Source organism: Siphonobacter sp. SORGH_AS_0500 (assembly GCF_031453245.1).
Classification (GTDB): Bacteria; Bacteroidota; Bacteroidia; order Cytophagales; family Spirosomataceae; genus Siphonobacter.
Genome location: NZ_JAVIYT010000001.1, coordinates 924568 through 939563 on the forward strand (window position 1 = coordinate 924568; position 14996 = coordinate 939563).

At 45.6% G+C, this 14996-nt stretch carries 12 protein-coding genes; 4 read left to right on the forward strand and 8 right to left on the reverse strand.

What is annotated here, in order from left to right; genetic code table 11:
- Positions 1 to 47 precede the first annotated feature (47 nt).
- The 7 genes from QE357_RS03895 to QE357_RS03925 all read right to left on the reverse strand — a co-directional run bounded on the left by QE357_RS03895 (position 48) and on the right by QE357_RS03925 (position 9834).
- Positions 48 to 3440, reverse strand: coding sequence for a gliding motility-associated C-terminal domain-containing protein (locus QE357_RS03895; RefSeq protein ID WP_309706005.1), 3393 nt, complete (start codon positions 3438 to 3440; stop codon positions 48 to 50).
- Positions 3441 to 3511: 71 nt separating this feature from the next.
- Positions 3512 to 4129, reverse strand: a complete 618-nt coding sequence (locus QE357_RS03900; RefSeq protein WP_106635344.1) for an ATP-binding cassette domain-containing protein — start codon at positions 4127 to 4129, stop codon at positions 3512 to 3514.
- Positions 4130 to 4185: 56 nt separating this feature from the next.
- Entirely contained in the window at positions 4186 to 4980 is a 795-nt protein-coding gene (lpxA, locus tag QE357_RS03905) for an acyl-ACP--UDP-N-acetylglucosamine O-acyltransferase (protein WP_106635073.1), read from the reverse strand.
- A gap of 57 nt (positions 4981 to 5037) precedes the next feature.
- Positions 5038 to 6432 (reverse strand): bifunctional UDP-3-O-[3-hydroxymyristoyl] N-acetylglucosamine deacetylase/3-hydroxyacyl-ACP dehydratase, encoded by a 1395-nt coding sequence (locus tag QE357_RS03910; protein ID WP_106635345.1) that lies wholly within the window; start codon positions 6430 to 6432, stop codon positions 5038 to 5040.
- 106 nt (positions 6433 to 6538) lie between these two features.
- Positions 6539 to 7600: a UDP-3-O-(3-hydroxymyristoyl)glucosamine N-acyltransferase gene (gene lpxD / locus QE357_RS03915; RefSeq protein WP_307142088.1), complete on the reverse strand. Its 1062-nt coding sequence runs from the start codon at positions 7598 to 7600 to the stop codon at positions 6539 to 6541.
- 374 nt (positions 7601 to 7974) lie between these two features.
- Positions 7975 to 8835 (reverse strand): hypothetical protein, encoded by an 861-nt coding sequence (locus tag QE357_RS03920; protein ID WP_309706012.1) that lies wholly within the window; start codon positions 8833 to 8835, stop codon positions 7975 to 7977.
- A 30-nt stretch (positions 8836 to 8865) separates the two neighbouring features.
- Positions 8866 to 9834 carry a YihY/virulence factor BrkB family protein gene (locus tag QE357_RS03925; RefSeq protein WP_106635076.1) on the reverse strand — a complete coding sequence of 323 codons (969 nt, stop codon included), beginning with the start codon at positions 9832 to 9834 and terminating at the stop codon, positions 8866 to 8868.
- 223 nt (positions 9835 to 10057) lie between these two features.
- On the opposite strand from QE357_RS03925, the gene QE357_RS03930 reads away from it, so the two are divergent.
- From QE357_RS03930 to QE357_RS03945, 4 genes are all read left to right on the forward strand, one after another.
- Complete coding sequence (locus QE357_RS03930; RefSeq protein ID WP_157830183.1) at positions 10058 to 10210, forward strand: lmo0937 family membrane protein; 153 nt, start codon at positions 10058 to 10060, stop codon at positions 10208 to 10210.
- Between the two features lie 36 nt (positions 10211 to 10246).
- On the forward strand, positions 10247 to 10423 hold the full coding sequence (locus QE357_RS03935; RefSeq protein WP_157830184.1) for a hypothetical protein: 177 nt from the start codon (positions 10247 to 10249) through the stop codon (positions 10421 to 10423).
- Positions 10424 to 10724: 301 nt separating this feature from the next.
- Positions 10725 to 12167: a TolC family protein gene (locus QE357_RS03940; RefSeq protein ID WP_309706015.1), complete on the forward strand. Its 1443-nt coding sequence runs from the start codon at positions 10725 to 10727 to the stop codon at positions 12165 to 12167.
- Between the two features lie 48 nt (positions 12168 to 12215).
- Positions 12216 to 13589 (forward strand): efflux RND transporter periplasmic adaptor subunit, encoded by a 1374-nt coding sequence (locus QE357_RS03945; protein ID WP_309706016.1) that lies wholly within the window; start codon positions 12216 to 12218, stop codon positions 13587 to 13589.
- Between the two features lie 189 nt (positions 13590 to 13778).
- Here QE357_RS03945 and recF read toward each other — a convergent pair whose 3' ends face one another.
- Positions 13779 to 14990: a DNA replication/repair protein RecF gene (gene recF, locus QE357_RS03950; protein WP_309706019.1), complete on the reverse strand. Its 1212-nt coding sequence runs from the start codon at positions 14988 to 14990 to the stop codon at positions 13779 to 13781.
- Positions 14991 to 14996 lie beyond the last annotated feature (6 nt).

Below are 14996 nucleotides of genomic sequence, written 5' to 3' on the forward strand. Positions count from 1 at the left end.
GGAAACAAAGATAAAAGATTAAATAAATTCAATGCATTGACCGCTAGTTAATTAACAATCTGAACCCAGCTTTTGCACTGCTTGCCGTCTGGGAAGGTAATGAGGTAATAATACGTTCCGGCGGCTAGTGATGGACTCCAGTCATTTTGATAACTAACCTGCTGAAAAACGGCCTTACCCCAACGGTTGTATACATCCAGTTTTAAGCCATTCGTGCCAATGACAAAACGATCATTTTTACCGTCCCCGTTCGGCGTTATTACGTTAGGAACATCAAGGGGGGGATCAATGGTCACGGGTGCTGCTGCCGATAAGGTACAGGAACCTCGTTTGGCCGAACCAGTAATCTGATACGTTCCGGGATGGAGATACGTATAAGGGTCGGGTTTCTGAACGCTCAAAGAATCGCCGTTACCCATGTTCCAGGAATACTGCTCACCGCCGGAATTAGCCAGATTAATCCGTACCTGAGTAGGTCGGGTACAATCAAAAATGCGATCAACCGTAAAATCGGGCCGAAAGGATTCATCGATGGTGACTGTAGCCATCGCCTGACCCCGACAGCCTTTTGAATCGCGTACCGTGACCGTGTAAACGGTGGTCTGGGTGGGTGTAACTTTAATATTGGGCTGAGTGACATTCGTAACACCGTCGCCGCTCCACTGGTAACTCGAACCCCCGCTGGCATTGATCTGAACGGTTTGACCTTTGCAGATTGTCGGCTCTGAAACTTGCACGGTTACCGGCAGGGGTTGAATTGTAACCGTAACAGACTTTTCGCCTCGGCAACCTTGGGCATCCGTAGCTTTAACCGTATAAGTCGTGGTTTGGCTAGGGCTGACACTAGGATTGGCCTGCGTCGTGCTGGAAAGGCTGGGGTCGGCGTTCCACTGGTAATTGGTGCCGCCAGTGACTGATAGGCGAGCAGTGCCCCCGAGACACATGGTAGTATCCTTACTAATCTGGAAAGCGGGTTCAGAAATACGAATGGTTCGCTGATAAACGGCTTCCTTTTTACAGCTTAATGGATTTCTTCCTACCAGTGAAATGACATAAATGCCCGGCTTGGTGAAGTTATATTCCGTCATTAATGGATTCGTAGAACGATCCAGGTTACCAATGGTCCACTCATAGTTTTTACCGCCCGTACTGGTATTGACAAATTGCAGTTTCAGGGGAGCACAGGCATTGACGGTATCCTGTTTTTTCCCGTCCAGCATGATGTCAAATTTTACATCAAGATTATCAATATCGAACTTGAAAACGGCATTATTACAATTGTTGGAGCGGTTCGTACTGGACCAGGCTCCCGGCGTAGTAGGAAAGGAAGACGGCTGACAGGAACAAACGGCTTGATAGACATAGCCACGTTTGTCAAAGCGGGAAGTTCCGCCATCCACGTGATCCCCACGGATTTGAGCAGAAACAGTCGTATTTCCAAAATAAGTAGCGTATAACAGCGACTTCGCTCCACTTTCCAGCAGGGCCAGATAGAAGTTATTACCGTCGGTAGCTTTTTGGAAAGCGTCGTTGGTAATGGGTAAGCCACGGGTACTACTGGCTAAGGCAATGGGGGTGTTTAAGGTATGATTCACCGCCCCGCCCCAGCCTGCTACGTAGATATTTCCGCATTCATTGACCAGGAAAGCCGTAGGAGCAAGGTCAGGGCGACCGCGACCACTGCCGATTACGGTGGAAAATAAGGTGCGGTCAAGCGTCTGGTCAAAGGCATGAATAAATTGTCCGCTGGAGCGATTGAAATAAGTACCTGAAGTAACCGGATATTGTCCGCCATCGCTCAAACCCAGAATATAGACGTTCTCGTTTTTGTCAATATCGAGTAACATGGCTACGTCTGCATTGTTCGTTCCTACTCGTTTGGTTTTTAATACATTTCCGTTTCTATCCAGCTTAATAATCCAGCCATCTTCAGGAGTTTGAAGGTTATCACGAACGGCCCCGCATACGTAAATAGTACCGGAAGTGGCAGAACGAATGCCATATGCTCCACTGAAACCACCCATGAGTCGTGGTTTTTCCCAGGCGAGGGTAGATAAATCAGCGGAAAATTTGAGAACCGTAGCTGCCAGGCGGTCGGGGCGGGTTAGGGGAAGTTCGGAAGGCGTTGTCGTGGCAACGATGACGTTATCCTGATCATCCGTAACAATTTCACCCCGGTAGGCATCGCCATAATAACGGATGTCGAGAACCGTGTTCAGGTTCAAGCCATCGTTGGCAGTGGTGCCGTAATACGTAGCCCCCAGCAGGCTTTTTCCGTCGGCACTGAGTTTGGCGACGAAGATATCACTGCCGAAATTATAATCCATTCCAGAGAGGGGGGCTTCCGCACCCGCTAAGGATTTACCTCCGGTAAAAGTACGTTTGTAAGCTTTCTCGTGCGTAGGAAAGTTCTGGGAGGAAGTTGTTCCGAAAATCAATAACTCGCCTTTACTGTTCACAATCAGGCTGTGCGGAACATCGGTTTGCGTTCCGCCGAGATAGGTGGCATAAAGTAAGCGGGTTCCGGTAGGGTTATACTTTAAAATGGCTACATCCCAAAGAGTACCACTGTTGTTCCCCCGGTAGTTGATCTGGTAAGCCCCTGCCGTAACGGGAAAACCCGAGGCATTAGCCGAGCCACCCGAAATCAGGTTACCTTCTGCATCATACGTAGCCGTATGGCCCCAGTTATCCGCATAAGAACCCGAAAAAGTGGCAAAGATTAACTCCGGGTCGATTACCAGCGGATGCTTGGGGTCGTAGCCGTTGGGTAACCTAAACCCAACCGTATTTTTATTCTGGATGGAAAAATGCCCTTTGACTTCCTTGGTTTTACCGCCAATTTCCTGATAGTTATACGGATTCAGCTCCCGAAACCAGCCTACGGAAGTCTTCACTTCCAGATTACCGTGCTCCGAAACGCTCATTTGTTCGGAGCCTTCATATCGCATTTTAATCACCTCAGGGTTTGCTCCGCTGTGAACAATGAATTCGTATTTGATGGTGGCCTGGTGAGCATACAGCCGAAGGTCAATGCCGGGATATAACTCTTTGTAAATAACTTCCCCAAAACCAGTTACGCCCGTGGCCCAGCGGCTCTGGTTATTCCCCAGAAAGTAATTGCGGGAAATACCATCGGAAAGATCATGCTGTAATGCAGGGCTGGTATTGGAACCCTCGAAATAGACCCGAACGCCGTGGAGTCGCAGAGGTGCATCCGCGTTCAGTTGTTGGTCGTGCAGTTTCCGGAAATAATCCGTGTCGTAAAAGACGTAATCCATGCCATCCCGGCGAAGGTCCATCTGGCCGCCCGGAATCTGGACGCGATACAGTACGCCGTCCTCCCACTGACCTTTGTTAGGAACGAAGGTAACTGGCTGATTTTCTGCCTGAACAAAGGTGGTAAGGAAAAGAAATAGACAGGTAAAAAGGTTTCGCATATCTTCATGGGAGGTTAGAAAACGAAGATACTACGAATGCCAGTAACCCTGATTAAGCAGGGACCTGAAAATTATTTATACGCCTGAATATCAAGCCTTTTTTCACAAAAGCTATACTCAGCCGGGACGTTTGAACCGATTATAACCAACTGAGAATCATCCAGTTTCTGTACTTCGCGGTAATACCACTCGCTGTTGCGGGCATCAAGATTTGAAGTGGGTTCGTCCAGAATGACAACGGGTACCTGACTGTGGAAAGCCAGGCCGAGTTTCAGACGCTGTTTCATTCCGGAAGAAAAATTACGAATGAACTTATCGCTGGAAGCTTTCAGATCGAGTCTTTCGATGAATTCAGCCGTTTGAAGATTATTCTTGAAGGGTTTGAATTTCTGATGAAAGTCAACCAGCTCAGTTAAGGTAAACTCTTCAATCAACTCCAGGTAAGGAGCTGCAATGGCCACCTGTCGGAACACGTCGTCCGCTGGGATGTCTTGATTTTCGTTGCGGTATGTGAGCTTTCCTTCACTGGCGGCTAAAGCTCCCGCCACGACCTGAAGGAGCGTGGATTTCCCCGAGCCGTTAGGACCGGTAATGGCCATTCGCTGGCCGGAAGAAAGTTCGAGGGATAATCGGCGGAAAATCCATTCCCGAATAAACCGTTTACCCAGCTGTTCGAGAATTAATTGCATGGGAATCAGAGAAGAAAAAAGGTCAGGAATCGTCATGATAGCCTGACCTTTTTTAATTATTCAGCAGAAGAGCTCTTGTTAGGGCCTTTCATGATACCTCGTTCGGAAGAGCGGATGAAGTGTAGAATTTCATCCCGTTCAGCCGAGGCTGGTAATTCAATTTCAATGCGGTGTAAAGCTTCGGCGTTGTTATATCCCTTCTGGAAAACGTAGCGATAGATTTCCTGGATTTCAGCAATTTTCTCGTTACTAAAACCCCGGCGACGCAGACCGATGGAGTTTAAACCCACGTAAGCAATCGGCTCACGACCCGCTTTGGTGTAGGGAGGAATATCTTTCAGGACGTGAGAACCGCCACCAATCATGCTGTGAGCACCGATTTTAGAAAACTGATGAATGGCAGTCGTACCTCCCACGAATGCCCAGTCGCCTAATTCTACGTGTCCTGCCATTTGCACACTATTCGCCATAATGCAGTGATCACCGATGATGCAATCGTGAGCAATGTGCGAGTAAGCCATAATCAGGCAGTTTTTGCCTACTACCGTTTTTCCGGCGGCTTTGGTGCCTTTATTAATGGTGACACATTCCCGAATGGTTGTATAATCACCAATGACGGTCAGTGTTTCTTCCCCTTCAAATTTCAAATCCTGAGGAACGGCTGAGATACTGGCAGATGGAAAAATCTGAACGTTTTTTCCAATGCGGGCACCTTCAAAAATGGTAACGTTAGAGCCAATCCAGCTTCCTTCGCCAATTTCAACGTTTTTATGAATAACCGCAAAGGGCTCAATAACCACATTGGGGGCGATTTTGGCGTCAGGGTGAACGTATGCTAAGGGCTGTATCATTCTTTCATTTACGGATTACGGTAGCGTATGGGAAGCTATTTACCGTAACGTTCTGGCTTATTTTTTACGAACTAAACTCGCAGTCATGTCACTTTCCATGACCAGCTGACCGGCCACCCAGGCCTGTCCGTGCATTTTGGCAATGCCACGTTTCATGGGAGCCATGAATTCGCATTTGAAAATGACCGTATCACCGGGAACTACGTTACGACGGAAACGGCAGTTTTCAATCGCTGCCAGGTACGCCCAGTAATTTTCAGGATCTGGTACGGTGCTCATTACGAGGATACCACCCGTCTGAGCCATAGCCTCAATCTGTAAAACGCCGGGCATTACCGGGTTTTCAGGAAAGTGACCCGTAAAGAAGGGCTCATTGATTGTAACATTCTTAACACCAACAACGCTGGTCTCGTCCATATGAATGATTTTATCAATCAACTGGAAGGGATAGCGGTGTGCCAGCAGATTAGAAATCTGCTTAATATCCATCACCGGGGGGACCTTGGGGTCATATACGGGGATACTGGGTTTTTGAGTTTCCCGCATCAGTTTTTTAATTTTTTTCGCCATTTCAACGTTTGCCGCGTGGCCAGGACGAGCCGCCAGAATTTGAGCCTTCAGGGGACGTCCAACCAGAGCCAAATCTCCTATAACATCAAGGAGTTTGTGGCGGGCAGGTTCATTGGCATAGTGTAAATCGATATTATTAAGAATTCCTTTTCCGGGGACCACACTTACTTTAGGCTTACCTAAGAGTGAAGAAAGGTGGTCAAGCTCGCCATCTTCAAACTCACGATCCACGATCACGATGGCATTTGAAAGGTCACCTCCTTTAATCAGGTTTGCTTTAAACAGAGCTTCCAGTTCGTGTAAGAAACAGAAGGTACGGCTCTTGGCAATTTCCTGTTTGAAAAGCGTAATATCGTTTAGAGAAGCATGCTGACTGCTAAGGACCTTGGAGTTATAGTCCACCATGACCGTTACGCGGTAATCGTCAAGGGGCAGAGCGGCGATTTCAACGTCGCGGTCTTTATCACGGAAGCGTACTTCCGAAGGAACCTCGAAGTAATTTCGTAAGGCATTCTGTTCTTCGATGCCCGCATCATCCAGAGCCTCGATGAACTTAATGGAAGAACCGTCCATGATAGGAGGTTCAGGACCATCTAGCTGGATGAGGCAGTTATCAATCTGAAGACCCACCAGGGCCGCCAGCGTATGCTCTACGGTATGAACACGGGCACCGCTCTGTTCAAGCGTTGTACCCCGGGAAACATCCACTACGTTATCTACATCAGCATCAATAATGGGTTGGCCGGGTAAGTCAATCCGTTGAAACTTGTAACCGTGGTTCGCTGGAGCCGGTAGGAACGTCATGGAGGCAACGACACCGGTATGTAACCCAACACCAGATACGGTGACAGGTTTTTGAATAGTATGCTGTTTAAGATTCATTTTAGACGAATGAGCAGCTATCGACTGGTAAATTCGATGGGCTTTATACACAAAAGGCCTCTTGAAAAAGAAGCCTCCTGCCAGCTTTGATCGACTCGCTGCTGAACTACTGGATGCTATTAGCCGGCAAAGATAATTCTTTCAGGAGTTTTTCCAGTTCTCTTACCCGCTTTTCCAATTCAGGAAGTCGACGAAATACGGCCTGCGATTTGAGGTTCTCCCGGTTTTCGTAGGCCGGAGACCCGGTTAATACGACTCCTTCTTTGGTAATTGTCTTTGAAATGCCGGATTGAGCAGTAATAATGGTATGATTAGGCAATTGCAGGTGACCAGAAATACCTACCTGGCCGCCAATCATGCAATATTCCCCAATTTTGACCGAACCAGATACGCCACTCTGAGCGGCCATGACGGTATGACGGCCAATTTCCACGTTGTGAGCGATCTGAATCAGGTTATCCAGTTTAACTCCTTCATGGATAATGGTGGAAGCTTCTGGCATGGTTGCACAGTCAATAGTGGTATTAGAGCCAATGGAAACGTTATCTTCCAGAATCACGTTACCCAACTGCGGAATGCTCTTATACGAACCGTCTTCCTGAGGAGCAAAACCAAATCCGTCTGAGCCAATAACGGCATTGGCGTGAATGGTGCAATTCGCTCCAATTTTACAGTTATCGTAAATTTTGGCTCCGGCGTAAATAATAGTGTTATCTCCAATAACTACCTGATCTCCAATGAATGCCTGTGGATAGATCTTGACATTTTTGCCAATTCGGCAGTTATCACCAATGTAGGAAAAAGCTCCCTGATAAAGGCCTTCCCCAATTTCGGTATTCTTTCCGCGAGAGCTGGGTTCTTCAATGCCGGATTTACGAAAAGTAATGGCGTTATGATAAACCTCCAGCAGTTTAGTGAAGGCAGTGTATGCGTTATCAACCAGAATTAACGTCGGAGTATAGGCCTTTTTAGGCTCAAAACCTTTATCTACAATCACCGCCGAAGCAGAGGTCGTATAAAGAAAATGTTCGTATTTGAGGTTGGAAAGAAAACTGATTGCTCCTTCAGTTCCTTCCTCGATTTTAGCCAATCTACTTACTTTCTGATCGGCTTGACCTTTAACTTCACCGCCCAATAGCTGGGCCACCTGTGCAATAGTAAACTCCATGGAGAATATAGAAAACGACGGTTAGGAATGCGTTTCTCGGTAGCTCGTTTACTAAGCTTCGGACTTAGTAAAATACAATAAAATTGCCTAAAAACCGGGTTTTTTGTGGCAAAGATACAAGACTTTTGAAATGAAAAAGTATGCAGTACTTTCTGGTGGTAAAAAATGAATATTTTTTTGTAACACTGGCGTTTTCAGAAGGTTAGGTTTTAAAACTCTATTTTTTAAGTAGATTTTATTTTAGCTCATCCTATTTCTGAAAAACGTCCCTCGGTAATAAGTTGTTTTAACATTGGACAGATTATATGAAAAAACCTTCGATCCCGTACTCAAGAACGAAGGTTTTTGGGTTTATGAGTCTATGAATGAGATGGTTATACTTTAGGGTGCGTCCAGTTTAAAACGGGACGGCGGCGAATCGGAATAACCAGATTGGTAAAGGCAATCAGTACTACGGAGATGGTAAGGACTAGAATACAGATTTCGCTAACGTATACAATAGTCATGTTAGGCTCTGTTGCCTGGTAACGCTGAAGGATAATACCGATCAATGCCCAGATAACCACTAAGCCATAAGCAACACTGCGATACGTGAAAAGTACAATCTGAGCCAGAATGGTACCCGTAATGATCATAATAACTGCCCACGTTTCTTCCGAAAGACCCAACTGATTCCAGTTCATATCGACTAACCAGGCCGCAATGTTAGTAATAGTGGCGATGGAAATCCAGCCTGCATAGAGTCCAAAAGGTGTACGTACCACGAAACGCTGCCACCAGCTCGTTTCTATCGACGATACTTCAAACATTTTAGATAATAACACCAATAAACTCACCAGTAAGCCCAGCATAATTGCTACGGAAAGACTCACGTATTCGTAGTGCCAGGCAATAATCCAACTGGCATTTAGCAGATTAGCTGCAATAAGCCAGCCGCTTGCCCGGGCTACCACCTGCCGTACGTACTCATGCGGTTGATGATTGAAGAGTCCTTTGAGCTGATAAATTATAAAAAGACCCAGGCTCAGATAAATCACACTCCACACAGAGAAAGTTAGGCCTGCCGGAGTAAAGAGATTCGGGTATTGATCCGAAAGCTGCTTGGTGGTTTTGTTGTTCAAAGGCAAACTTACCGCCGCCCAGTTGGCCGCAATGGTTACCAGAAAGGTAAGCAGATTTAAAACCTGTAAACTTTTGACGGCGAATGAATTGGGTTTTTCATAAATCGTATTCATGACCTTGATAAATTGATGGTGGGTAAATAATTAACGTCGCTCGTAATAACCCCGTAGGTTGTTGACATTCACATGGCCCAACTGGCCTTCTTCTAACTGATCGGGACTAATTTCCTGTTCGTAAACAATAACTGTTTCGCTTTTGGGAACAATGCCCCGACCAAAACGTCTGACGTAAACTTTCGTAAACTCTGCCCCGAAGTAGAGAATGGCTGCTGAATAGTTAACCCAAAGCAGTACGATCACAATAGAACCGGCTGAACCATAGGTAGAGCCTACGTTTGATTTGCTCAGGTAAAGGCCAATCAAAAACTTCCCAATCATGAATAGAATGGCGGTAAAGCCCGCTCCTACAAATGAATCTTTCCAGTAAAGTTTTCCGTCTGGTAATACATTAAAAACTAGTGCAAATAGTAAAGTAATGACCGCAAAAATGACTAGTAGGTTAACCACATAAAAAACGACAACCAGATCGTTATTGAAGATGCGTTCAAGCTGGTTGCTGAATACATCGATCATGGAATTCAGTACCAGGGATACCAGCAGTACGAAACCCATGCTGATGATCATAGAGAATGAAAGCAGGCGGTTAATTAATAGTTTCAGCCATCCTTTTTTGGGTTTAGCCCGCAACGACCAGATACGATTAATGGAATCCTGCATTTCACCGAAAACCCCGGTAGCCCCAATCACGAGCGTAATGATACCAACCGTTAGGGCTAAGGGCGAACGATTGGAGAGTTCGGCTTTCTTGATTAGATCCTGAATCTGGAGGGCGGCCTCTTTTCCTACCAACCCCTGAATCTGTCCGAAGACCTGCCCCTGAATGGCTTCCTGTCCATAAAAAATTCCTAACAGAGAAATAATGACCAGAAGCATGGGGGCCATGGAGAAGATCGTATAGTACGACAGGGATGCACTCATTTTTAGTGCATTGTCATTTGAAAACTCATTATAAACTTCCAGAAAAAAGTTACCAATAGACTTTAGACGATTCATACAGTGGAGGGTTGATAATTGATGTATCTATGGAATTACCATTATAATGCCACTTCCGTTCCCCGTTGTACCTCAGGGGTATTTCCCCGCCGTGGGGAATATTGTACTCGTTTTCTTTTTCTTTAAACGTATAGACCTATTATATGGGCTTCTGGCACTCCTGGCAAACTGTTTTTATCTACCTAGTCAACATCCAAATCACGAAAAAAAAACTTTAACCGTCATGAGAAGTCTATTGTATATCATCGCAGTTATCCTGATTATCGGCTGGCTTATTGGAGTAGTAGGATACAGTGCTGGAGGTCTTATCCACATCCTATTAGTAATCGCCGTGGTATCATTCCTGTTAACCTTTATTCGTAGAGGCACAGTATAAGATTACATAAAAACCAAGACCACATCTTAAATAATTATGTCATTAGCTCTAATCATGCTGTTAACCCTGGGAGTAGGGGCTGCAATCGCCGCAATACTGGACGCTTTTGGATCAAAGAAGGACCTGGGGTATTACCGTCCGCAAAACAGATTAGAGCGTACTGAATTTACTAACTTCATGCGAAACATCCGAAGTAAATCGGCTCGCGTGTAATTATAAAGAGTCTTACCCGAAAGGGTTTGTTAGGTTAGGTAAAACAATGGGGGAAAAGGAAAGTCCAGAAGTCGTTCTTCTGGACTTTTTTGTGTTTTGACGAGTTTTGGGTTTGGTGTTTAGAGTTGTGAATTTTTCTGCATCACCAATACACTAGGTTAAATAAATAAACTTTTAGTATTAACTCTGAACCCCAAACTCAAAACCCACAACCCATAAACTAAATTATCGCCGCTTATCCCAAAACTATTCGTCACTGTGGCTGGGCTTGTGTATCATTGATGAACAATAGTTTGGAAAGATGATGACAAGCCTCAAAGTTTGGTTTCTTGGCGTGAGTCTGGCGGTAACCTTACCCGCCTTTGGGCAGACGACTGCTCCGAAAAAATCGCTTCAGGATTGCGTGGATATTGCTTGGAAAAATAACCTTCAGGTCAAGCAGAGTGAAGTACAGGTGGAAGTCAATCGAAACACCTTCGAACAATCTAAATATACCCGGCTGCCTACCCTCAACAGTGCTATTACTCAGGGCCTGAACCTGGGGCGTAACATTGACCCCTTCACCAACGCTTACGTAACCCAGACGTTGAATTATAATAACCTCAACCTGACTTCCTCAGAAATCATTTACAACGGTGGAATCGTTACGAATACCATCAAACAAAATCAGCAATTGCTGGAAGCCAGTAAGTTAGATGTACAGGCCACTCGCGATCAGGTAGCGTTGAACGTAGTACTGGCTTATTTGCAGGTATTAAATAACGAAGACGTTCTGGCCGTTTCCCGAACACAGGTGGATATTACAGGCCAACAGGTTGCCCGAACCGAAAAACTAGTTAGTGCCGGAGCCTTACCTCAGGCGAATCTGCTGGATTTACAAGCTCAATATGCCAACGATGAGTTATCGGTCGTGACGGCTGAGAATAACCTGGTTATTTCAAAATTGCAGTTGCTTCAATTAATGAATGATCCTGAAATTCAGGAAATTACACTGGATCGGATGAGCGTGAATACGCCTGATGATACGTACAACACGCCCATCCAGCAGATTTATGCTTCCGCTCTGAAAACGCAGGCGGCTGTTCAGGCCGCTGATCTTCGAACGCTGAGTGCCCGCACGGGGGTAGCCATTGCCCGGGGCTCTTACTTTCCCTCCCTGGCTTTTAACGTGAGTCTGGGTAGTAACTATTCGAGTGCCGCCCGCCGTTCGTTGGCAGGTAACCCCACCACTATCACGAATACGGCTTACGTTGATTTTCAAGGGCAACAGGTTCCAATCACGTTTACAACTACTCAGCCAGGATACACCACTCAAAATATTCCCTGGTCCGAACAATTAACGAATAACCTGAACGGTGGGGTCGGATTAAGTCTCCGTATTCCCATTTTTAATGCTTTTCAGGTTCGGTATCGGACGGCAAATGCTTCGCTGAGTGTACAAAATCAGCAATATCAGGCCGACAATGTTCGGTTGCAGTTACGTCAGAATATTGAACAGGCTTATGTCAACATGACTGCGGCGGCTAAACGTTATGGTTCATTGACGCGTCAGGTAGAGGCCTTAGCGTTGGCTTTTAAAGCTTCTGAAAGTCGGTTTAATGCCGGAGCCATCAACTCCGTAGATTACAATCTGGCGAAGTCAAATCTGGATCGTTCCCGCATTAATCAAATTCAGGCTAAGTATGATTATGTGTTGAGAATAAAGGTATTAGACTATTATCAGAATAAACCTTTGTCTTTTTGAGTTCATTACTAATTGACTAGACTATTACTTAAATAAGGGCTAAAAGCCATGGCAAAACGTTCTTCAAATCGAATTTGGTGGATTCTCGGTGGTATTGTGGTGGTACTGGTCGGAGGGCTTTTCGTAGCGAAAGCCGCCGGTTGGATTGGAAAGGAAAAAGCCGAAGAAGCCACGTTCAGTACCGTAAAAACGGCTGACATTGTGGAAAGGGTTAGTGCTTCGGGAAAAATTCAGCCGGAGGTAGAAGTAAAAATCAGCCCCGATGTATCTGGGGAGATTATCGAATTGAATATTCATGAAGGGGATTCCGTCGTGAAGGGACAGTTGTTATTACGCATTCGCCCGGATAACTACGAGTCGCTGGTGGCTCGGGCGAAGGCAACGGTTAATCAGGCGAAAGCCAGTTACGAACAGGCAAAGGCGAGTTTGGGACAAGTAGAGGCCCAATTAATTCGGGCTCAGGCTGATTATAACCGGAATAAGAAATTATACGCTGACAAAGTAATATCGGATGCGGATTTTGAAACCGTTGAGGCTAACTTTAAAGTAGCCAGGCAGAACGTAGAATCCACTAAGGCTAATATCGAAGCCGCCCGTTATGCCGTTGAAAGTGCCGATGCCGGCTTACGGGATGCCGTGGAAACCCTACGAAAAACAACCATTTACGCTCCATCGAATGGGATTATTTCCAAACTGGATGTCGAGCTGGGTGAGCGGGTCGTTGGAACTTCACAAATGGCTGGAACGGAGTTACTCCGCATTGCCAACCTGAATAATATGGAGGTGAGGGTAAATGTAAATGAAAACGATATCGTACGGGTCAATGTCGGCGATTCGGTGATTATTGACGTAGATGCTTACAGTTATTCAGGGCGGAAGTTTAAAGGTCTGGTCACTTCGATTGCCAATACAGCCAATGGTTCAGGAAGTTCACTTTCAGCGGCAGCAAGTTCGACAGATGCGGTTACTGAATTCGAAGTCAAAATGCGGATTTTACCGGATTCTTACCGAGATTTAGTAGATCGAAAAAAGAAAAGAAGTTTTCCCTTCAGACCCGGCATGACAGCTTCGGTTGAAGTGATTACTGAGCGGAAAAATGGGGTGTTAAGCGTACCTATTTCAGCCGTTACAACCCGTTCATCCGAAAAAGATGCAGAAGTAAATAATTCTGATAATCAGGGAAATGCTAACGTAAATCAGGTTCGTAAGGAAGCAAAACCAGAAGAAGTAGTTTTTGTAAATAAAAATGGAGTAGTGGAGCAGCGAACGGTAAAGACGGGTATTAGCGATTTTGAAAATATCGAAATTCTGTCAGGAGTGAAGGCTGGAGAAGAAATCGTATCAGGGCCGTTTTTACTGGTATCTAAAAATCTGAAAGCGGGCGACAAAGTGATGAAGAAGGCAGAACAAGTAAAAAAATAAATAATTAGTTTGTTGGTCGTAGTTAGGAAAATCTTCACTTCAATAGGTGGAGATTTTTTTGTTTTTAAGTTGGTCAAGGATTGCAAATCCTTGACCGATTGCTTTCGGGTTATAAATCCAAAAGAGCAGCGGGGTCTCATGAACTGGTACGAGATGGAATCTCGCACCAGCATAGATCCTATTCAACCTTTAAGTCGTTCGGATAATATTCGCTGTAATCTCCGATTCTGCTAATAAAGACTGCGTTCGTTCGGGGCGGGCATCGGTTAGAAACACCTGGCCAAAGGTACCGTCCAGCATCATATCCATAAGCTTGGCAATGCGGCGATCGTCCAGTTTGTCAAAAATATCATCCAGCAGTAAAATGGGTTGATGGCCTTTTTCCTGGGTTAATAAATGAAACTGAGCCAGTTTTAAAGCGACCACAAAAGATTTTTGCTGACCCTGCGAACCAAATTTTTTCAGCGGATACGAGTCAATTTCAAAGACAAAGTCATCCCGGTGTATACCGAGGGTAGTGCGTTGAGCGGCCACATCCCGGTGGCGATTAAGCCAGAATTGATGCTTGAACTGTTCGATGTCTACTTCAGAGTCATAACGAATCTCTACCGTTTCGCGACTTTCACTCAACTGAGCGTAATGCTCCTGAAAAACCGGGAGAAATTCCTGTAGAAAGCTTTTTCGGATCGCATTTAGCCGTAAAGCCAGCTCCACCAGCGGTTGAGAATAGGCTTCCAGCAGGTCTTCGTCCATGTAATGGCGTTCGTGGAATTGCTTTAATAAGATATTTCGTTGATCCAGAATACGGTTATACTGCAATAAATCGCTCAAATAATCCGGGCGTTGCTGGGACAATACCCCATCAAAAAACTTCCGACGCTCGTCTGAACCTTCCCGGATCAAATCTGTATCGTCAGGAGCGATTAATACCACGGGGAATTTTCCAATATGATCCGCCAGCCGTTCGTACGCTTTACGATCATTCATCACCACTTTTCGCTGACCTCGCGGTAATGAAATGGTAATCTGAGACGAGCGAAGGGGGGCAGCTATTCGGGACTCTTCGGAGGGTTCGGCAATCGTCTCTTCAGAAATAGACATCGGAGAATGGTTTTCCTCCGAATCATTCGTTATTTTCGCCAGGTTAACGGCAGGCTCGTGAGCCTCGTAACGGGAGAACACGCCGTCTATAAGCATAAAATCCGCCCCATGCTGGATAGACAGAGCATCCTGGCTGGTAAAGGCACTTTTCGTCAGCGACAAAAAATAAATGGCATCGAGCAGGTTGGTTTTGCCACTGCCATTTTCGCCGACAATGGCATTTACCCGCTCGGAAAAGAGAAAGGCTCCCGATTCGTAGGACTTATAATGAGTTAAATGAAGCCGTTCTAGAAAAAGCATCTTTGT